This is a genomic window from Streptomyces sp. NPDC036815, from assembly GCF_055609205.1.
This window is the reverse complement of record NZ_JBVJPW010000004.1, coordinates 401329-420475: the sequence shown is the minus strand read 5'-3', so window position 1 is coordinate 420475 and position 19147 is coordinate 401329. Positions and strand designations below refer to the sequence as shown.

Genomic DNA, 19147 nt, shown 5'->3' with positions numbered 1-19147 from the left:
GGATGCCCGCGACCCGCCCGACGAATCACCTCCGCGCCGGACGGTCAGTCCACGTCCGCCCGGGACTCCCCCATCGCGAGTCCGTCGATCCAGTTGATGGAGGCCGTACTCGTGTCGGTGCCCCAATACGTGCCCCAGCGCGGCTTGTTGCCGAGGTCGTCCCAGGTGCGGGCGCCGGTGCGGGAGGCGATCTCGTGGCTGTCCAGATGGACGGAGAGCTTGCCGGAGCTGCCCGAACTGGTGGTGATGCCGAGCTGGATCGCGTGCCAGGCACCGGCGGACCAGGCGGCGGAGCCGATGGGTGTCCACTCCTCGCCGGGGGCGACGTACCAGACCTTCAGCTTCCCGTCCTCCACCTTCATGATCACGGGATAGTTCTGGCTGTGCTGGTCGTTCGTGCCGTTCGACTTCCACTGGAAGACCGTCTGGGCGTCGCCCGTCTTGGTCATCGAGTCCCAGCCGAACCAGTAGGTGCGCCCCTCGCGCCAGGCGTACTCGCCGTTCGCGGTCCGTACGTTGTGCGCCTCGCACCGGGGAACCCCGATGGGCTTGTTGAACTTGAAGATGTCGCCGCGGGAGCCGCCCCAGTTGTCCACGGTGACGCTCCCCGGCGCGTCGCACAGGGTGGTGCCGAAGACGCCGAGGCCGTGGGACGCGTCCCCGTCCCACAGCACGCTCTTGGCCGCCGGGGGCTTCCCCGCCCGCGCGGGGGCGGGGGCCCCGGCGTCCGCCCTCGGGGCCTCGGGCCGAGGGGCGGGAGCGGTCGCGATGCCGAACGATTCAGGGGCCGCGAAGGCCCAGGCGGCGAGGGCGGTGACGACGATGCCGCCTGCCGAGGTCAGCGTCTTCCCGGTCCTGTTCACGGCGTGCTCCTGCGAGTTGCGGGGGTGGCGGAATCGAGCTCCGGCCGAGAATGACACCAGCTCGCAGCACCAGCAAGCGCTTGCACAACACTGGTCTCAACCTTTCACAACTCCACCGCGCGGTTGGACGGCATATCGCCGCCCCGATTGCCGAAGCTCCCCTGCGGCCCTCGCCTACCGGCCGCTCACCGGTGCCGCGCGACGGCGTGCTGCGCGCTCCCGGAGAGCGAGCGGACCGAGTCGACGGCGTTCTCCGACAGCGAGCGGACCGACCCCGCGGTGCTGCGGACCGACCCCGCGGCGCTCCCGGACAGCGAGCGGACCGATCCCGCCGCACCCTCCGCGGCGCCGCTCAGCGCGCCGACGGCATCGCGCCGGGTGCGCCGGGCCGCCCGTCGGCCGGTCGTGGCCGCGGCGCGGGTGCGGTAGGCGACGGACGGCTTGCCGTGCGTGTCGGCCGCCGCTATCAGGAGCCCGCCGAACAGCGAGACGTTCTTGATGAACTGGGTGCGCTGGGCGGCCCGCTCCTCGGGGTCCTTCTCCTTCCACCAGGCGTGCCCGGCCAGGGTCGTCGGCACCAGCGTGCCGGCGAGCGCGAGGGCGGCGATCCGCGGCAGGCGACCGGTCGCCAGCATGAGACCGGCGCCCAGCTGCACCGCGCCGTTGATGCGGACCAGCTTTTCGGGGTCCTCGGTGAGCCAGGGGATCTTGGAGCTCACGGGAACCGCGACGGGCTCGGCGGCGGGGGCCGCGCGCTGCGGGTCGCGGAGAGTCTGCAGCCCGCCGGTGACGAAGACGGAGGCGAGCATCGGGCGTGCGCATTTCCTGAGAACAGCCATGTCTTCCGGCTGCCCGCAGAAGCCGCGCTCAGACACATTTTCGCGCCGGGCGGGCAGGAACCCGCGGTCGCCGGGCCGCATCACGGGGGCCGCTCGGGGTACGGGAGCAGCGACCCGACACCACGACACCGCCGCTACGGCGGCCAGAGCCCGGGAGGACCCCATGGCCGGACTGCTCGCACGGCTCAAGGCGTACAGCCGCACCCCGCAGGGCCGACAGACCGTCAATACGGTGCGCCGCGCCGCCGCGGACCCGCGCAAGCGCGCCCAGGCCCGCTCGCTCCTCGCCCGGCTGCGCGGCCGGCGCTGACCCGGACTGCCGTGTCCCCGTTCCGGCGGCCACCCGCACCGAGGACGTCGGCGGAGAAGAGCTGAGCGAAGATCGATGAGTTTCGCCGTGACCCGCGGTCTTCATGGATAGTTGGTGCGTCGCGGCCGGACGGCCGGCCTCCCACGCGCCGGCGGACCGTGCCGCGAAACACCTTTCAGACAGCCAGGAGTCCTCACGATGCGCACCTTGATCAGCACCGCCTTCGTCTCGCTCGACGGAGTCGTGGAGGCTCCTGGCGGCGAGCCCGGCTACCGGAACTCCGGATGGACGTTCAAGGACGTCGAGTTCCTCCCGGAGGCGTTCGAGATCAAGGGCCGGGAGCAGCGCGAGGCCGCCGCGATGATGATGGGCCGGGTCAGCTACGAGGCGTTCAGCCCGGTCTGGCCCGCCATGGAGGACTTCGCCAGGTACAAGGTGCTGCCGAAGTACGTCGTCTCCACCACCCTCGACGAGAAGGACCTCGTCGAGAACTGGGGTGAGACCACCCTCCTGCGCTCGCTGGACGACGTGGCCGCGCTGAAGGACACCGAGGGCGGCCCGATCATCGTGCACGGCAGCGCCACCCTGAACCGGAGCCTCTCGGACGCCGGTCTGATCGACCGCTATCACCTGCTCGTCTTCCCGCTGCTGCTCGGGGCGGGCAAGCGTCTCTTCAGCGACGCGGACAAGGACACGCAGAGACTGCGGCTCGTGGAGCACGAGGCCTACGCCAACGGCCTGCAGCTGAACGTCTTCGACGTCGTCCGCTGACCCCCGGCCCGGCACCCGTGCGCATGCTGCTCTACGCCCCCGCGGCCCTGCTCCTCCTCGTCTTCTGCTGGCGCATGGCGCGCGAGCGCCGCCGGTTCGGCAACGCGGTGCTCCTGGGCCTGGCCGCCGTGTGCGGGCTGGCCGCCTGGATGTACGAACTGGTCACGGCCGGCTCCACGTCGGGGCGGATCGTGGCCGCCTCGCTGCTCGGCCTGGGCGCCCTGGGCATCCTCGTACTCGTCTGCCTGCTCTTCGTCAACGGCCTGCACATGGTGCGCAAGGAGGGCAGGAGCCCCTCCAACCTGCTCTCCCTGATGGGCGCGCTGTGCGTCGTCGGCGTCGTGGCCCTGGTGATCACGGCAGCCGTCCTGCGGACGCCCGTGCTGGTCGGGGTGGGGGTGGCGGCCCTCGGGCTCGCCTGTTACCTCTCGTTCCTGTTCCTGAGCTTCGTCGCGTACGCGTTCCTCTACGGCCGGCTGCGCATCCGCCGCAAGGCGGACTTCGTGGTCGTCCTCGGCTCCGGTCTCGTCGGCGGGTCCACGGTGCCGCCGCTGCTCGCCAGCCGTCTTCGGCGGGCGCAGGAAGTACACGCGCAGCTCAGCAGGCGCGGCGACCCGCCGGTGCTCATCACCTCCGGAGGGCAGGGGCCGGACGAGGAGCTTCCGGAGTCCCATGCGATGGCGGACCACCTCACGGAGCGCGGTTTTCCCGCCGACCTGATCGAGCGGGAGGACCGGTCGACGACGACCGAGGAGAACCTGCGGTTCAGCAAGGCGATCATGGAGAAGGCCGATCCCGGCTACCGGTGCGTCGTCGTCACGAACAACTACCACGCCTTCCGCGCCGCGCTCACCGCCCGGCGGATCGGCGTCAGGGGCCAGGTCGTCGGCTCGACCACGGCTGCGTACTTCTGGCCCAACGCGACGATCCGCGAGTTCGTGGCGGTTCTCGTCGCCTACAAGCGGACCAACGCCGCCATGTGCCTCTTCTTCGTCCTCTGCGGAATCCTGGCCTGGGCCACGCGCTGAGAGCCGCTACCGCCGTACCGCGAGAGGACCGTCCCCGAGCCGCGCACAGAACGTGAGCGGCCGCGTCCCTGTCCCACGAAGGCGCGGCCGCTCAGCTCGGAGGAGGGGCCGCCCACTGACCATTCTCAGCGGCCCCAGCAGGTTGTCACCCCTGCATCGGCTCGCCTGCCCACCCGTGCCGCGCTTACACGGATTCATCGAAACGGATCTTCGGGGCCCGCGTCAGGCCGAGTCCCGCACCACGAGCTCCGGCTCGAAGATCAACGAGGTCGGCTCGGTGCGGGCACCCCGCACGTGCTCCTGGAGCAGACCGGCCATGGCCGCCGTCATCCTCTCCACCGGCTGCCGGACGGTGGTCAGCGGCGGCCGGCAGGTGAGGGCCACGCTGGAGTCGTCGAAGCCGACCACCGCCACGTCCCCCGGCACGCTCCTGCCCCGCTCGCGCAGGAGCTCGCACACGCCCTGCGCCATGAGGTCGTTGGCCACGAACACCCCGTCCAGGATGGGGTGTTCGGCCAGCAGGCGGGCCATCGCCCCGGCCCCGCTCTCCCGGGTGAAGCCACCTTCCGCGATCGGCACGTACGGCATGCCCGAGCGCTCCAGCGTCTCCCGGAAACCAGCGAGCCGCTCGTGTCCCGCCGGCAGGTCCAGGGGCCCGGTGACGGTCGCCAGTCGGCGCCGGCCGGCCGCCAGGAGGTGCTCCGCGGCGAGGCGGCCGCCCGTGCGGTGCGCCAGGTCCACGTAGCTGACCGGGACGGTCCGTGCGGGCCGCGCGAAACACACGGCGGGCAGCCCTTCGGCGACGAGCATCGCGGGCAGCGGGTCCTCCGCGTGCGTGGAGACCACGAGCGCGCCGTCGGCGCTGCCCTGCCGCAGGAAGCCGGTCACCTGCTTCCTGGCCGACTCGCTCTCGGCGACCATCAGGACCGGGTGCATCGACCGCGGCCGCAGGAATCCGACCACCCCGCTCACCACGCGGCCGAAGAAGGGGTCGGCGAAGACCCGGGCCGCGAACGCGTTCTGCGGGCCGTCGGGCCCGTCCTCGGGCAAGGTGCCGTCGGCCGGGGGGCCGTCGCTCTCCTCGCCCGCGCCCGAGATGACCAGGGCGACGGTCTCGGTGCGCCGGGTGACCAGGGAGCGTGCCGCCCGGTTGGGCGCGTAGCCGGTGCGCTCGATCGCCTCGCGCACCACGTCGCGGATGGCCGGGTCGACGTTGCGCACGCCGTTGATCACCCGGGACACCGTCGCTCGGGAGACCCCCGCCTCCCGTGCCACATCCTCGAGCGTCAGCGACCGTCTCTCCATGCGTGCACCCTAACTCCCCTTCCCGGAAGGGAGATAGAGCGCTCTCCCGGTGCGACCCTCCTGGTCACGAGGGAGGGCCCTCGTACGCCCAGGTCGTGCAGCCGAGCCCGTGCCCGAACCAGCACGCGGGCGAGCACCCCGCGCGCAGCCACGCCCGGTGGCCGATGTGCGGGCCCTCGGAGACGGCCCGGGGCGTGCGGGACGCGTCCCGCGGGGCCGCCCGAGGCCACCATCCGGTTCGGCCCGGGAGCGCCGGGTCGAGCCGGTCCGGTTCCGCGTCGGTCATCTCCACCACCTGTCCCCCGCCACCTGCCGTGTCACGGACGGAGGGTCAGCCGTAGACGCCGAACTCGTAGAGTGAGTAGCCGTATCCGGTGCCCCGGACGGTGCCGTTGACGCGTACGTAGCGTCCGGTGCCGCTGACGTCGAAGTCGTCGATGCCGCCGTCGCCGTCCCGCACCTCGTGGACGGTCCGCCAGTTCCGCCCGTCGTCGGAGGTCTGGATGGTGTACGCCTTCGCGTACGACGTCTCCCAGTTGAGCTGGACGTGCCGGAACGACCGGCTTGAGCCGAAGTCGACCTGGAGCCACTGGGGGTCGCTCCAGTCGCTGGCCCAGCGGGTGGTCGTCCTGCCGTCGACGGCGCCCGCGGGGGTGCAGGGGCAGTCGCCGCCGCCGGTCTGGTGGGAGGAGGCGGTGGCGGGCTTGCCGAGGGCGATGTTCGTGCCGTTGACGGGCGGCGCCACCACGCGCACCGAACGCGTCTCGACGCCGACGTTGCCCTTGCCGTCGGTGACCTTGACGTAGATCTTCCAGACGCCGGTGCGGTCCGGCGCGGTGACCTTCAGGCGGCCGGAGCCCGCGTCGGTGTAGCGCAGTGGCCGCAGGTTCTTGTCCTTGTCGATGTACATGCTGCTGCCGAGCACCTCGTAGCCGAGGGCGTCCCCGTCCGGGTCGGTGGTCGTCGTGGCGAGGGTGAGCGTGCCGCCCGCGGGGACCTTGGAGGCGTCGCCCTCGACGGTCATCCCGGAGATGACGGGCGGGGTGTTGTCGTGCGAGGTGTCGCCGCCGTACGCCTTCTTCACCGCGTAGTACGAGAGGCGCTTCTGACCGGCGGGCAGCAGGTTGAACCAGATGCCGCCGAAGTCGTACTCGGTGCCGTAGTGGAACATCGTGGCGCCGAGCGCGACGCCCTTGTGGCCGGCGACGCAGTTCCAGGCCTTGGTGTAGCCCTCGGCCTTGGCCCGGTCGGTGAGTTCCGCGGGGACTCCGTTGGCGTCGTCGGGGACCTCCCACTCCCCCGCGGGCCCGGTCTCGGTGACGATGTACGGCTTCGTGTAACCGCCCTGCTCCCAGGTGGACTTGATGTCGCAGACCGCGTTGTAGGAGTTCACGGCGTACAGGTCGAGGTCGGGCGCGTTCCTCTTGTAGTAGGGCCAGGCGCCGGTCCACGCGTCGGTCGAGGTGACGGGGTGGTTCGGGTCGACGGAGTGGATCTTCTTCGCGATGTCGTTGACGAAGGTGGTGTAGGCGTCGCGCTGCCGCTCCAGCTCGTCGCCGGTGTAGCAGTTCTGCAGTCCGAGCACCGACTCGTTGCCGACGTTCCACATCAGGACGCCCGCGTGGTCCTTGTAGGTCTGCACCCACTTGGGGAACTCTTCGAGCATCCGGCTCCTGTACGCGGTGTCGGTCAGGTAGTTGACACAGCCGCCGCTTCCCGGGCCGCCGCCCGGCTGCAGCCAGAAGCCCGCGATCACCTTGACGCCGTGGGCGGCGGCCGAGTCGAGCAGCGGCTTGCTGGAGGCGTCGGTGCCCCAGGTGCGGATGGTGTTGACGCCCATGGACGTGAGGTCGGGCAGGTACGCGTCGGCGTCGGCGACACTCGGGCCCCAGGTCAGGCCCTTGACCGTGTAGGGGGAGCCGTTCGCCGACAGCTGCCAGTCGCCCTGGGAGCCGCTCACCTCGACCACGCTGCCGGCGGCTTCGGCCTGCCGTGCGGGCAGCGCGAGGCAGCCCGCGGCGAGCAGGGCGGCACTGAGGGGCACGGCCAGGTGTCGGCCCACTGGTCGGGACGTGCGGACTGTGGGCATGCGGGGTCTCCTGACGGGGGTGGGGGCGAGGTTCGGGCGGGAGTGCTCACGGCAGTTCGTAGTTCTCGTCGAGCGCCGCGCCTGCCTCCGGGTGCGTCTCGTCGTACCCGCGGGCGTCGCACTGCAGCCCGCCGACGACACAGTGGTCGACCAGCGCCTTGAGCGTCGCCGGGTCCCACGCGTTGAAGAAGTCGTAGTGGAACGAGTAGCCCGCGCCACTCGCCAGTCTCACCTGCGAGAGGTCGCCGTTGACGGGGAACGCCATCTTGAACTCGATCATCGGCAGCGCCACCGGGTGGGACGCCGGGCAGATGTTGTCGTTCGTGCCCGCCTTCACCGCGGGGTACGACATGTGGCTCTTGTGGTCCGGTGTGTCCAGGTGCACGCCGTCCCAGCAACTCGGCGCCTGGAAGCGGATGTTGAGCTGGGTCGACGCGGTGGTGGGACAGTTCTTGGGGATGTCGACGTTGAAGAAGCTCTCACCGCACTCCCAGCCCTCCACGAAGCCGGGGTGGTGGCGGAACTCGTCCGCGCTCTGCGTCGGGCTGCCGACGACGTACCGCAACCCTTCGGGGAACGGCCGCACGCTGGTGTAGTCGGTGACGCCGGCCTTGTAGTAGATGACCTGCGGGCCGATCGGCAGCACCGGCTGGCTGCCGTTGAAGAGCGTGGGCATCCAGTAGCCCGACTTGTCGCCGGGAGCCTTGCAGACGGTGTTCCCCTTCTTCAGGGAATCCGTGGTGCTGGCGGCGTCCGTCGTCGTGTTGCCCATGAAGGTGTGGTCGTGGGATTTGCCGGGCCGGCCCGGGTAGACGATCGGGTCGTCCGGCTTGGTGTGCGTCACCGAGCAGTTGGCCTGGAACTCGTGGAAGTAGCGGTGCGGCGGCGCCTTCACCGACGGCGTCACGCCGGTGAGCGGTGACGTCGCCGGGATGAAGCCGTCGCGGTCGTGGTCCTCCGCCGCGGCGACGGTGGACGCCGCCATGGTGTGGCCCCGGTGCGCGGCCCGCGCCGGTCCGTCGGCGGAGTCGCTCGCCGGTGCGGGGGCGGTGTCGGCGCCCTCCGCCATGCCGCCCACCCCCAGCGAGGTCACCAGGAGCGCGCCGGATACCAGTAACCCTGAGATGATCTTCGATCTCCGTGCCATGGAGACCTCCTGCCACGTAGGTGGGGACTGCGGTGGGGGGGCGGGCCGCGCGGAATACGGGACGTACCGTCCGGCACCGTCCGCGGGACAGGGGCTTCACCGATCGCCGTGACGCCCCGGGAGAGCGCTCTCCCGTTGCGGAGTGTTGCGGCCCTGGCGTGAGCGTGTCAATAGAAAGTGAACGCTTCACCGCGTCCACAATCCGCCCCGCACGACTCCCGCGCCGGGACCCCGCGAGCCCGCCGCCGCACGACAACGGGCGGCCTCCGCACGTTTTTTGATGCCCCATCAGCGAGAACGCACGTATCCGCGGAGCTACCTCTTGACTCGCCCATCACTCGGATGAACTATTCCCGGTCAAGAGAGCGCTCCCAAGGCCCCTGATCGTTCACTTCCTGAAACAGGAGAGCCCCATGCCAACCTCCCCCACACGCCGCACCGTGCTGGGCGCGATCGCCGCTTCGGCCGCCACCGCGAGCCTCGCCCCCACCGCCGCGCAGGCCTCGGCCCCGGCCTCCGACCCGGCCGAGGCCCCGGACTCGGCCGTGCGGCTGCCCGGCGGCGGCGACCTCGGCCCCAACGTGATCGTCTTCTCGCCGTCCACGCCCGGCATCCAGGCGAGACTCGACGAGATCTTCAAGCAGCAGGAGAGCGCGCAGTTCGGCACCGGGCGCTACGCGCTGCTGTTCAAGCCGGGCACGTACCACGGGCTCAACGCCCAACTCGGCTTCTACACCTCGATCGCGGGCCTCGGCCTCTCCCCCGACGACACCTCGATCAACGGCGATGTGACGGTCGACGCCGGCTGGTTCAACGGCAACGCGACGCAGAACTTCTGGCGTTCGGCGGAGAACCTCGCGCTCACCCCGGTCAACGGCACCAACCGGTGGGCCGTGGCGCAGGCGGCTCCGTTCCGCCGGATGCACATCAGGGGCGGCCTCAACCTCGCCCCCAACGGCTACGGCTGGGCCAGCGGCGGCTACATCGCCGACAGCCGGATCGACGGCAGCGTGGGCCCCTACTCCCAGCAGCAGTGGTACACCCGGGACAGTTCCGTGGGCGGCTGGGTCAACGCCGTCTGGAACATGGTGTTCTCGGGCGTCCAGGGCGCGCCGGGGCAGAGCTTCCCCAACCCGCCGTACACCACGCTGGAGACCACGCCGATCTCACGCGAGAAGCCGTTCCTGTATCTCGACGGCGCGAACTACCGGGTGTTCCTGCCGGAGAAGCGGACCGGTGCGCGCGGCACGACCTGGGGCAACGGCACCCCTCGCGGCACGTCCCTGCCGCTCTCCCAGTTCTACGTGGCCAAGCCCGGCGCCAGCGCGGCCACGATCAACGCGGCCCTGGCCCAGGGGCTCGATCTGCTGTTGACGCCGGGCATCTACCACCTCGACCGGGCCATCGAGGTGAACCGTGCCGGAACGGTCGTACTCGGTCTCGGCTACGCCACGCTCGTCCCGGACGGCGGCGTGTCCGCGATGAGGGTCGCCGACGTGGACGGGGTACGCCTCGCCGGGTTCCTCGTCGACGCGGGTCCCGTCAACTCCCCTGTACTGCTGCAGGTCGGCCCCCGGGGCGCCACCAGGGACCACTCCGCCAACCCGATCACCGTCCAGGACGTGTTCATCAGAATCGGTGGCGCGGGCCCCGGCAAGGCCACCACCAGCATGGAGGTCAACAGCCGCCACACGATCATCGACCACACCTGGGTGTGGCGCGCCGACCACGGTGCCGGGGTGGGCTGGGAGACCAACCGCGCCGACTACGGAGTGCGCGTCTACGGTGACGACGTCCTGGCGACCGGCCTGTTCGTCGAGCACTTCAACAAGTACGACGTGCAGTGGTTCGGCCAGCGCGGGCGCACGGTCTTCTTCCAGAACGAGAAGGCCTACGACGCCCCCGACCAGGCCGCCGTCCAGGACGGCAACGTCAAGGGCTTCGCCGCGTACAAGGTCGAGAACTCGGTGACGTCCCACGAGGGCTGGGGACTCGGCAGCTACTGCAACTACACGTCCGACCCGTCGATCCGGCAGGACCACGGCTTCGCCTCGCCGAAGGTCCCGGGCGTCAGGTTCCACGGCCTCCTGGTCATCTCCCTGGGCGGCAAGGGCCAGTACGAGCACGTCATCAATGACACCGGCGCCGCCACCTCGGGAACCTCCACCGTGCCGTCGACGGTGGTCTCCTATCCGTGACCGGATCATGCGCCTGAGGGCGGCCCGGCACCGGCCGGGCCGCCCTCAGGCGTTCGCCAGGATCGCGTCGACCGTCTCGTCCAGCGACAGCTCGGAGCTGTCGAACCACTCGCCCTCGCCCGCGAGTTCGGCGCGCAGCGCCTCGTCCAGGAACGACCAGTCGTCCGCGAGGACCTTGTCGCGCGCGGTGAGCCGCCCGGAGACGGCCTCCATCGAGGGCGCGAGCACGATCAGCCGCAGCGGCAGGCCCTTGAGCTGCTCCCGGTAGAACTCCAGGTGCGCGCGCCGTACGACCACGTCGTCGATGACCGCGACGACCCCCGCGGCGTGGAAGCTGCGGGCCAGGACGGCGCCGTTGCGTGCGCGGAGCAGCAGTTGGCGGTCCGCCTCCCGGTCCTCCTCCGGCGTGGGCAGCCGGCTGCCGGACACGATCAGCTCCTGGAGGTGGTCGCCCTCGATGTGCGCACCGAGCGGGAACCGGCGGGCCAGGGCCGCCGACACGGAGCTCTTGCCGGACCCCGGAATGCCGACGACGAGGAATACGTACGGGGCCGGTTCGGCGTCGACGGTCTGACCCTGGAACGACGTGTCCGGCATGTCTCCGCTGCTCCTTGTGCGCCTGGTCGAGGTCCCGTGAACCCGGTCGGGCGGCCCCCGCGCGGGGGCCGACGCCGGGATCGTAACAACGGCCTCCCGGTCGCCCCACTCCTTTTCGCACCGGCGCAAACAGAATTGCTTCACATACCCCACACATTGTGCATCCAGGTCTTCACCCGACGGTTGATTGCCGAATCAATTCCCGGTTGAGGGGCGCTAATTACCCAATCTTTGGCAGAATTTTGCCCTGACATCCAACCGTAATGCGATGGCAAAGTGATGGACACGGCGGCCGCCCAGGCTGTCACTGTTCACCGTCGACCCGACCACACCGCGTCCCGGCCCCGCCGCAGCGACGCAGGAGGCAGGCCACCTTGAAGTCACTGATCGACAACGCCCGTTCGTTCGCCGCGACACACGTGGCGGACCCCCGGAACGCCCCGGCCTTCGAAGCCCTCGGCACCGGACAGTCACCCGAAGCCCTGTTCGTCACGTGCTCCGACTCACGTGTCGTGCCGGCCCTGATCACCGGAGCCCGCCCCGGCGAGCTCTTCGAACTCCGCACGGCGGGCAACGTCGTCCCGCCCTACCCGGCGGGGGGCACCACCGACCGCGCGGGCCGCCCCATGAGCGAGGCGGCCACCATCGAGTACGCGGTGTGCGTGCTCGGCGTCCGCGACATCGTCGTCTGCGGACACTCCCACTGCGGCGCGGTGGGCGCGCTGGTGCGCGGCGAGGACCTGTCAGCCGTACCGGCCGTGCGGGACTGGCTCGACCACTCCGTCGCCCCCGACGACGCCCTGCGCTCCCTCACCCCCACCTCGCCGGACGTGGCGGAAGCCGTGCAGACGCACGTGCTCGCGCAGGTGGCGCGGCTGCGGGCCTACCCCTGCGTGCGGGAGCGGACCGAGGACGGCTCGCTGACCCTGCACGCCTGGTACTACGAGGTCCACACCGGCACCGTCACCGCCCACCGTCCGTCGGACAGCGGCCGGGCGGCGTTCGGTCCGCTGTGAGAGCCGCCGCACCCTCCTGACCGGCCCGCTCCCACGACAGGACCCCCACTCCCTCATGTCCTCCCTCAGCTCACCCCCATCCCCCCGCCCCACGCCCTTCGGCGCCCTGCGCGAACCGGGCGTGCCGCGCCGGGACGTCCTGGCCTCACTCGTCGTCTTCCTGGTCGCCCTGCCGCTGTGCGTCGGCGTGGCGGTCGCCTCCGGCGTACCCGCCGAACTCGGCCTGGTCACCGGCATCGTCGGCGGTCTGGTCGTCGGCTTCCTGCCGGGCAGCGCCCTGCAGGTGAGCGGCCCCGCCGCCGGCCTGACCGTGCTCGTCTTCGAAGCGGTGCGCGAATTCGGGCTCAGCATGCTCGGCGCGATCGTGCTGCTCACCGGCGCGCTGCAGATAGCCCTCGGCCTGCTGCGCTGCGGCCGGTGGTTCCGCGCCATCTCGGTGTCCGTCGTCCAGGGCATGCTGGCGGGCATCGGGCTCGTCCTGATCTTCGGCCAGCTCTACACCATGGCCGGTGCGAAGCAGCCGCTCTCCGGCGTCGACAAGATCACCGGACTGCCCGGGCTGCTCGCCGACACCGTCCAGGACACCACGTCGCTGACCGCCGCGGCCATCGGCCTCGGCACGATCGGCGTCCTCGTCCTGTGGCCGAAGCTGCCCGCGGCGGCGCGCGTGGTGCCCGCCCCACTGGCCGCCGTCGCGCTCGCCACCGCCGTGGCCGCCGGACTCCACCTCGACGTGGCGAACGTGTCGGTGCGCGGCATGGTCGACGCCATCCAGCCGCCGGGCCTCGGCGACCTGGCGGACCTGGGCACCGTGGCCGTCCTCGGCACCGTCCTGGCGTTCACCCTGATCGCGTCCGCCGAGTCGCTGTTCAGCGCCGCCGCCGTGGACCGCATGCACGACGGTCCCCGTACGCACTACGACAAGGAACTCGTCGCGCAGGGCGTCGGCAACACGGTGTGCGGTGTGCTCGGAGCCCTGCCGATGACCGCGGTGATCGTCCGCAGCTCCGCCAACGTCCAGGCAGGCGCCCGCACTCCGCTCTCCCGGATCCTGCACGGCGCGTGGCTGCTGCTCTTCGCGGTGCTCCTGCCGTCCGCCCTCGGCATCATCCCGCTGGCGGCGCTCGCCGGTGTCCTGGTGCACGCGGGCTGCAAGCTGATCCCGGTCAAGGAGATCGTCCCGCTCGCCCGCGCCCACCGCGGCGAGGCGGTCGTCCTCAGCGTCACGGCGATCGCCATCGTGGTGACCAACATGTTCGAAGGCGTGGTGCTCGGCCTGGTGCTCGCCGTGGTCAAGTCCGCCTGGGACACCTCCCATGTCCAGCTGGACGTAAGGGAGTTGACCGACGGTCGGATGGTCGTGACCCTCACGGGGAACGCCACGTTCCTGCGGCTGCCCCGCATCCTGGAGACGCTCGAGGCCATGCCCCAGGACCGGCCGATAGAGCTGGACCTCACCGAGGTCCGCCACCTGGACCACGCCTGCCGCACGACGCTGGAGAACTGGGCGCTGCGGCACAACGACAGCGGTACCGAAGCCGTACGGATGAAGACGCTTCCGGTGGCCAGGGCCTGACGCCCTCCCGCACCGCCACCGCTCGCCGTTCACCGATCTTCCCCCGCTCCGGGGGCCCGGCACCGAACGCCCGGCCCCCGGTGTCCCACCCCCTCGGCACGGAGTGCCGATCAACCATGGAGGTTTCACCGTGGAACAGCTCATCAAGCGCATGACGCAGGAGTCCGTGTGGCAGAAGTGGGTCGCGGTCAACTCGGCCCAGGGCGCGGGCTCCAAGGACGGCTGCATCAGCGCCACGCCGAAGAGCGGCTGCATCAGCGCCACCGGGAAGACCGGCTGCATCTCCTGACCCGCTGACCCGGCAGGGGGCGGCGGCCACGGCGCCATCGGCCGCGGCCACCGCCCCCGCCCCTCGGTACCCCGCCCCCCCCTGCCCCGCACCGGAGCCCTCTTGAACCGCCTGCCGAGCGCCGACGTCCTGGACCGGATCCGGGACATCCCCGTCTACCGCGCGTCCGTCGAACGCGGCGACTTCCCCATCCTCGAGAAGCCGGAGATCGCCAGGGACTTCCCCGACAACTGGATGACCCCGGAGCTGGCCCGCGCCCTGGAGACGGGCGAGGCCGAGTTCGTCCTGTCCACCGGGACCAACCACGCCCGCATGCGGCTCATCCGGCCGCCGTACTTCCTGCTCCGCTCCTACTACCGGCTGTGGAGCGAGCACCCCGACCTCGGCGCCCTCTGGCACGAGGGCGCCCGGCGGATCTCGCTGACCACCGTCCTCGCCACCGAGCACGTCGCCCGCGTCAACGCCCGCAAGCCGGGCGCGACACCGGGCGAGCGCTGGCTCGACGACCGCACCCTGTACCTCAACCGCGGACTGGACCCGGCCGGCTGGGACCGCGCCGAGGTCGACCGGATGCTCGCCGAGATCCGCGAGGTGAGCGCCGCGCACCCCCGCGGCGCGTATCTCCTGGACTGCTCCGGATACCACTTGGCGCACCTGGTGCGCAGGGTCGACGAGTGGGACCTGTGGGACCGTTTCCCGCGCCCCGCCGGCATCGTCCACGCCTACGAGTACACGCCGCTGAACGTCCGCGCGTATCTGCGGGCCCACTTCGACTGCCCCGTCGTCGACCTCTTCGGCAGCACCGAGCTCGGCTACCTCTTCTACAGCGACGAGGACGGCCGCTACCGCCCCTACCTGCACGACATGAGCGTGGAGCTGATCCCGGTGGAGCCGGGCAGCGGCATCCACAGCCTCATCGTCACCAGCGTGCGAAACCCGTACATGCCGCTCGTCCGCTACCGGTCGGGCGACTGCGTCCGCACCCGCGACGGCAGCGCCGACCCGGAGCGGATCGAGTCCTTCTGCGGCCGCGAGAAGGAGCTGCTGCCCACGCCCGACGGGCCGGTCGCGCAGGCCGATCTCGACGCGCGCGTCACCGCCGCGTCCCCGCACGTCTTCCTGCACCAGCTGCGGCTGACCGGCGAAGGGCGGTGCGTGCTGTGGTGCACGACCTTCGACGGCGAGCCGCTCGCCCCCACCGAGGAGACCGCGCTGGCCGCCTCGGTGACCGCGCTGACCGGCCGGTCCTGCCGCGTGGAGCACCGCGCCCACGTCCCGATCGGCCGCTCCGGCAAGTACGCCTGGCTGACCACGCCCTAGCCCCCGAGGACCAGACATGCCCGCACCCGCACCGTCCGCGCCCGCCACCGCCGCCCGGACCCCGACCGCCGAGGAACTGCTCGGCGCGGATCTGCACGATGAGGTCGTCCAGCATTTCGCCGCGAGGCCCGGCGCCCCGGATGCCTCGTACGTCACGCACCAGGTCCGCGAGTGTCTGCGCTACCTCTACCTGGTCTCCCGCCACCCCGACCGGCTCGGCGGCCTCTTCCTCCCCGTCGAGCAGGACATCGACGAGATCTGGCACTACCTCATCCTCCAGACCCGCGAGTACCGCGAGCTGTGCGAACAGCGGCTGCCCGGTGGTCACTTCATCCACCACCGGAGCGTCTCCTACGACGCCTACCAGCAGGCGCCGGGGCGCGAGACGGCCGCGGAGGAGGCGCTGCGGTGGCTGCCGCTCTACACCGCGTCGTTCGGCCCCTACGACGACGAGGCGCTCCCGCACTGGACGGTCGTGCGGTTCCTGCACGACGAGCTGCAGCTGTCCCTGTCGGAGATCGCCTCCCTGGCCGAGGGGTCGGCGAGCGCTTAGCCCGTGAACGGGCCGAGCGCCTCCCCCACGTCGGGGAGGCGCTCGTTCCGTCTGTTCGTGCCGTGTCCTCGTGCGGAACCGCTCACACCAGTTCGGGCTGTGGCTCCAGTGGCTTGGCGGGCACCGTCTTGGGATCCCACAGTTTCGTGGTCCGCGTATAGCTGTGCACCACCGAGACCGTCGCCAGGACGAGGAGCGGTCCGAACACCCAGGGGTGCCTGGCCATCTCCAGCGGAATGAAGCGGTACGACACCAGGAGCGCGACGAAGACCGTCGCCCCATGGGTGACCAGCTGGATCCCCGCCCGGTCCCAGCCGCGGTCGTGCGCGCGCAGCGCCGCGTCGATCGTGACCGCGAACACCACGCCCGCGATGATGTCCGCGCCGTAGTGGTAGCCGAAGCCCAGGGTGGCGCCGAGCGTGGCGAGCAGCCAGAAGGCCCCCGCGTAGCGCAGGTACCGCGGACCTCTCCGGGAGTGGATGAAGATCGTGGTGGCCCATGCCGTGTGCAGACTGGGCATGCAGTTGCGCGGGGTGAGGTCGTCGTACGTCATCTGGTGCGGCACGGCGATCGTCGGCGCCGTGTGCGGCCACAGATCGGCCACCGCCCACTGCACGCCACCGGTCCCGGAGGCGCCGGGACCGTAGGCGAAGACCGGCCCGACCACCGGGAAGAGCATGTAGATGCCCGGCCCCAGCAGACCGATGACCAGGAAGGTGCGCACCAGGTGGTGCCCGGGGAACCGGCGCTCGGTCGCGACGTGCCGCAGCTGGTAGAGCGCGACGGCCACCGCGGCGACCGCGAGCTGGATGTAGACCCACTCGAGGACGTGCGTGCCCACCGAGCCGGTGGCCTCGACCATGCGGCCCACCACCCACGAGGGGTTGCCCAGGGCGTGGTCGGCGGTCGCCACGTACTGGTCGAGCACCGTCGGGCGGGTCTTCCAGGTGATGAGCAGCCAGGCGTCACCGGTCTTGCGCCCGGCCACCAGGAGCAGGCCCAGGCCGACGCCCTTCAGGAGCAGGATCCGTTCCTGGCCGGTGCGGCGCGTGAGAGCGATGAATCCATAGCCGAGGATCACCCACAGCGCGCCGTTGCCGAACATCATGTCGGCGCCGACGATCCACCGGACCAGGAAGAAGACGACGTCGATGCCCACCGCGACACCGGTGGCGATGAACCGTTCGCGCCAGGTGAGCACCACCATCATCAACGCCATGCTGGCGTAGAGGAGCGGACCCGACTTCGGGGCGAAGATCACCTCGCGCCCCTGGTTGGTGATCGGTCCCGCCACGCCGTAGTGGCGCGCGGCGATCTCGAGCGCGACCAGGAATCCGAGGGCCACCACGACCGCGGCGGTCCACAGGAGCGCCCGGGGCTGACGCCACGCGGCCAACATCTTTCTGCCGTCTATTCGCGGAAAGACCCGCGATGCTATGGATTTCAATTTTTGGCCGATTTGTTAGATATCTACTAAAAACGTCGCTCTTCGTGCCGGATGGCATGCTTCCGGTCGATGAGGACGATCGGCCGGCAAGTTTGAGCATGCTATCGGAGCGGCGGGGACTGGGTTCCGCTGGTCACGGGCGGTACGGAGAGCACTCCGTACGGGCATCGGCCGCCGGTCCGGTCACCCGTCCGGCCGAGCGGGCGGATATGCCCCGGAGGCAGCCCGTCGCGGACCTCAACTCCCCTGGCCCCAGCCGGATTTACTGCCGTCCAGGAGGCCCCGGAAGGGCCGCGTCATAGTAATGTGACATTTTACTGACCGGCCTCCGGGCCTCCGTTCGCGTTGTCTCCAGGGAGTCCTCGTGACCGCATCCGGCACCCGCCCCGCTCCGTCGCTCCACACCGGCAGCCACGACCCGGCCGTCTCGGCCGAGCTGTCCCGTTTCATGGCGGCCTCCTGGGCCCCGACCGCTCTCCCGGACTCCGCTCGCGTCGACGCGTACGCGGTCACCCCGGCGCGCCGGGCCCGGCTCTCCGCCCGCTTCCCCGGCGAGCGGCTGATCATCCCGGCGGGCGAGCTCACGGTCCGCTCCAACGACTGCGACCACCGCTTCCGCCCGCACAGCGCGTACGCCTGGCTGACCGGCCTGACCGGGGAGGACCAGGCGGGTTCCGTACTGGTCCTCGAACCCTCGGGACCGCACGCACACGAGGCGGTGCTCCACATACGGCCGCGCTCCCCGCGCACCGCGGGCGACGAGGAGTTCTACCGGGACCGGCGCTACGGCGAGTTCTGGGTCGGCCGCCGCCCCGACCTCGCCGAGGCGGAACGGCTCACCGGAATCCGCTGCGCCCACCTGGAGAGCCTCGGCTCACCGACCGGGCGCAACGCCGCGAGCGACCCCGAACTCGCCGCGGCCCTCTCCGAGCTGCGTCTCGTCAAGGACTCCTGGGAAGTCGCGCAACTGCAGCTCGCCGTCGACCACACCGTCGCCGGGTTCGAGGACGTGGTGCGGGCCGTGCCCGGTGCCCTCACGCACCGGCGTGGCGAGCGTCTCCTTGAGGGGACCTTCGGACTGCGCGCCCGCGCCGAGGGCAACGGCACCGGCTACGAGACCATCGCCGCCTCCGGCGCCCACGCCTGCGTCCTCCACTGGATCCGCAACGACGGACGGCTCGACCCGGACGAGCTCCTCCTCCTTGACGCGGGCGTGGAGACGGACAGCCTCTACACCGCCGACATCACCCGCACCCTGCCGCTCTCCGGCCGCTTCTCCCCCGTCCAGCGGCAGGTGTACGAGCTGGTGCTGGCCGCCCAGGAGGCGGGGATCGCGGCGCTGCGGCCGGGGGCGCGCTTCCGGGACTTCCACCGGGCCGCCATGCGGGTCGTGGCGGAGGGGCTCGCCGAGTGGGGCGTGCTCAAGGACGCGACGGGTGACCTGCACCGCCGTTACACGCTGTGCGGCAGCGGTCACATGCTCGGGCTCGACGTGCACGACTGCGCGAAGGCACGGGCCGAGACCTATCTGGACGGCGTCCTCGAGGAGGGTCACGTGCTCACCGTGGAGCCCGGCCTCTACCTCCAGCCGGACGACGAGACGCTCCCCGCCGAGCTGCGCGGCATCGGCGTGCGGATCGAGGACGACCTCGTCATCACCTCGCAGGGCGCCCGACTGCTTTCGGGCGCGCTGCCGCGGACCGTCGCGGGCGTCGAGGAGTGGATGGGCGGCCTCCTCGACGGCTCCGCCTGATCAGGCACTGCCCGATCCGGCACCGCATGGTTCCCGCGCTGCCGCA

Annotated in this window: 18 protein-coding genes; 10 read left to right on the top strand and 8 right to left on the bottom strand. The window is 71.1% G+C overall.

What is annotated here, in order from left to right:
* Window positions 1-44 precede the first annotated feature (44 nt).
* Both ACZ69I_RS12880 and ACZ69I_RS12875 read right to left on the bottom strand, forming a co-directional pair.
* The gene (locus ACZ69I_RS12880) at window positions 45-863 is read right to left on the bottom strand and encodes a heparin lyase I family protein (RefSeq protein WP_470832002.1); all 819 of its coding nucleotides are present in this window, start codon (window positions 861-863) and stop codon (window positions 45-47) included.
* Window positions 864-1048: 185 nt separating this feature from the next.
* Window positions 1049-1702 carry a DoxX family protein gene (locus ACZ69I_RS12875; protein WP_467679766.1) on the bottom strand — a complete coding sequence of 218 codons (654 nt, stop codon included), beginning with the start codon at window positions 1700-1702 and terminating at the stop codon, window positions 1049-1051.
* Between the two features lie 163 nt (window positions 1703-1865).
* On the opposite strand from ACZ69I_RS12875, the gene ACZ69I_RS12870 reads away from it, so the two are divergent.
* The 3 genes from ACZ69I_RS12870 to ACZ69I_RS12860 all read left to right on the top strand — a co-directional run bounded on the left by ACZ69I_RS12870 (window position 1866) and on the right by ACZ69I_RS12860 (window position 3811).
* Window positions 1866-2012 (top strand): hypothetical protein, encoded by a 147-nt coding sequence (locus ACZ69I_RS12870; protein WP_467679768.1) that lies wholly within the window; start codon window positions 1866-1868, stop codon window positions 2010-2012.
* A gap of 198 nt (window positions 2013-2210) precedes the next feature.
* Window positions 2211-2783 (top strand): dihydrofolate reductase family protein, encoded by a 573-nt coding sequence (locus ACZ69I_RS12865; protein ID WP_470832000.1) that lies wholly within the window; start codon window positions 2211-2213, stop codon window positions 2781-2783.
* 23 nt (window positions 2784-2806) lie between these two features.
* Window positions 2807-3811 carry a YdcF family protein gene (locus ACZ69I_RS12860; protein WP_470831999.1) on the top strand — a complete coding sequence of 335 codons (1005 nt, stop codon included), beginning with the start codon at window positions 2807-2809 and terminating at the stop codon, window positions 3809-3811.
* A 222-nt stretch (window positions 3812-4033) separates the two neighbouring features.
* On the opposite strand, the gene ACZ69I_RS12855 is transcribed toward ACZ69I_RS12860, so the two are convergent.
* The 4 genes from ACZ69I_RS12855 to ACZ69I_RS12840 all read right to left on the bottom strand — a co-directional run bounded on the left by ACZ69I_RS12855 (window position 4034) and on the right by ACZ69I_RS12840 (window position 8352).
* Window positions 4034-5116, bottom strand: coding sequence for a LacI family DNA-binding transcriptional regulator (locus ACZ69I_RS12855; protein ID WP_470831998.1), 1083 nt, complete (start codon window positions 5114-5116; stop codon window positions 4034-4036).
* A 64-nt stretch (window positions 5117-5180) separates the two neighbouring features.
* Complete coding sequence (locus ACZ69I_RS12850) at window positions 5181-5402, bottom strand: hypothetical protein (protein ID WP_470831997.1); 222 nt, start codon at window positions 5400-5402, stop codon at window positions 5181-5183.
* Window positions 5403-5447: 45 nt separating this feature from the next.
* Window positions 5448-7205 (bottom strand): discoidin domain-containing protein, encoded by a 1758-nt coding sequence (locus tag ACZ69I_RS12845; RefSeq protein WP_470831996.1) that lies wholly within the window; start codon window positions 7203-7205, stop codon window positions 5448-5450.
* A gap of 46 nt (window positions 7206-7251) precedes the next feature.
* Entirely contained in the window at window positions 7252-8352 is a 1101-nt protein-coding gene (locus tag ACZ69I_RS12840) for a DUF1996 domain-containing protein (RefSeq protein ID WP_470831994.1), read from the bottom strand.
* A gap of 413 nt (window positions 8353-8765) precedes the next feature.
* On the opposite strand from ACZ69I_RS12840, the gene ACZ69I_RS12835 reads away from it, so the two are divergent.
* Complete coding sequence (locus ACZ69I_RS12835) at window positions 8766-10550, top strand: coagulation factor 5/8 type domain-containing protein (protein WP_470831992.1); 1785 nt, start codon at window positions 8766-8768, stop codon at window positions 10548-10550.
* 45 nt (window positions 10551-10595) lie between these two features.
* Here ACZ69I_RS12835 and ACZ69I_RS12830 read toward each other — a convergent pair whose 3' ends face one another.
* Window positions 10596-11147 carry an AAA family ATPase gene (locus ACZ69I_RS12830; protein ID WP_470831991.1) on the bottom strand — a complete coding sequence of 184 codons (552 nt, stop codon included), beginning with the start codon at window positions 11145-11147 and terminating at the stop codon, window positions 10596-10598.
* 374 nt (window positions 11148-11521) lie between these two features.
* Here ACZ69I_RS12830 and ACZ69I_RS12825 point away from each other — a divergent pair, with 374 nt between their 5' ends.
* From ACZ69I_RS12825 to ACZ69I_RS12805, 5 genes are all read left to right on the top strand, one after another.
* Window positions 11522-12163, top strand: a complete 642-nt coding sequence (locus ACZ69I_RS12825) for a carbonic anhydrase (protein ID WP_467679785.1) — start codon at window positions 11522-11524, stop codon at window positions 12161-12163.
* A gap of 55 nt (window positions 12164-12218) precedes the next feature.
* Window positions 12219-13739, top strand: coding sequence for a SulP family inorganic anion transporter (locus ACZ69I_RS12820; RefSeq protein ID WP_470831990.1), 1521 nt, complete (start codon window positions 12219-12221; stop codon window positions 13737-13739).
* Window positions 13740-13869: 130 nt separating this feature from the next.
* Window positions 13870-14028: a hypothetical protein gene (locus tag ACZ69I_RS12815; protein WP_361722876.1), complete on the top strand. Its 159-nt coding sequence runs from the start codon at window positions 13870-13872 to the stop codon at window positions 14026-14028.
* A gap of 102 nt (window positions 14029-14130) precedes the next feature.
* Window positions 14131-15348: a phenylacetate--CoA ligase family protein gene (locus tag ACZ69I_RS12810; protein ID WP_470831989.1), complete on the top strand. Its 1218-nt coding sequence runs from the start codon at window positions 14131-14133 to the stop codon at window positions 15346-15348.
* A gap of 16 nt (window positions 15349-15364) precedes the next feature.
* Window positions 15365-15901 (top strand): glycine-rich domain-containing protein, encoded by a 537-nt coding sequence (locus ACZ69I_RS12805; RefSeq protein WP_470831988.1) that lies wholly within the window; start codon window positions 15365-15367, stop codon window positions 15899-15901.
* A gap of 82 nt (window positions 15902-15983) precedes the next feature.
* On the opposite strand, the gene ACZ69I_RS12800 is transcribed toward ACZ69I_RS12805, so the two are convergent.
* Window positions 15984-17300 carry a phosphatase PAP2 family protein gene (locus tag ACZ69I_RS12800; protein ID WP_467679793.1) on the bottom strand — a complete coding sequence of 439 codons (1317 nt, stop codon included), beginning with the start codon at window positions 17298-17300 and terminating at the stop codon, window positions 15984-15986.
* Between the two features lie 412 nt (window positions 17301-17712).
* Between ACZ69I_RS12800 and ACZ69I_RS12795 the strand changes: the two genes are divergently transcribed.
* Window positions 17713-19101 (top strand): aminopeptidase P family protein, encoded by a 1389-nt coding sequence (locus ACZ69I_RS12795; RefSeq protein WP_467679795.1) that lies wholly within the window; start codon window positions 17713-17715, stop codon window positions 19099-19101.
* The last annotated feature ends 46 nt before the right edge of the window (window positions 19102-19147 follow it).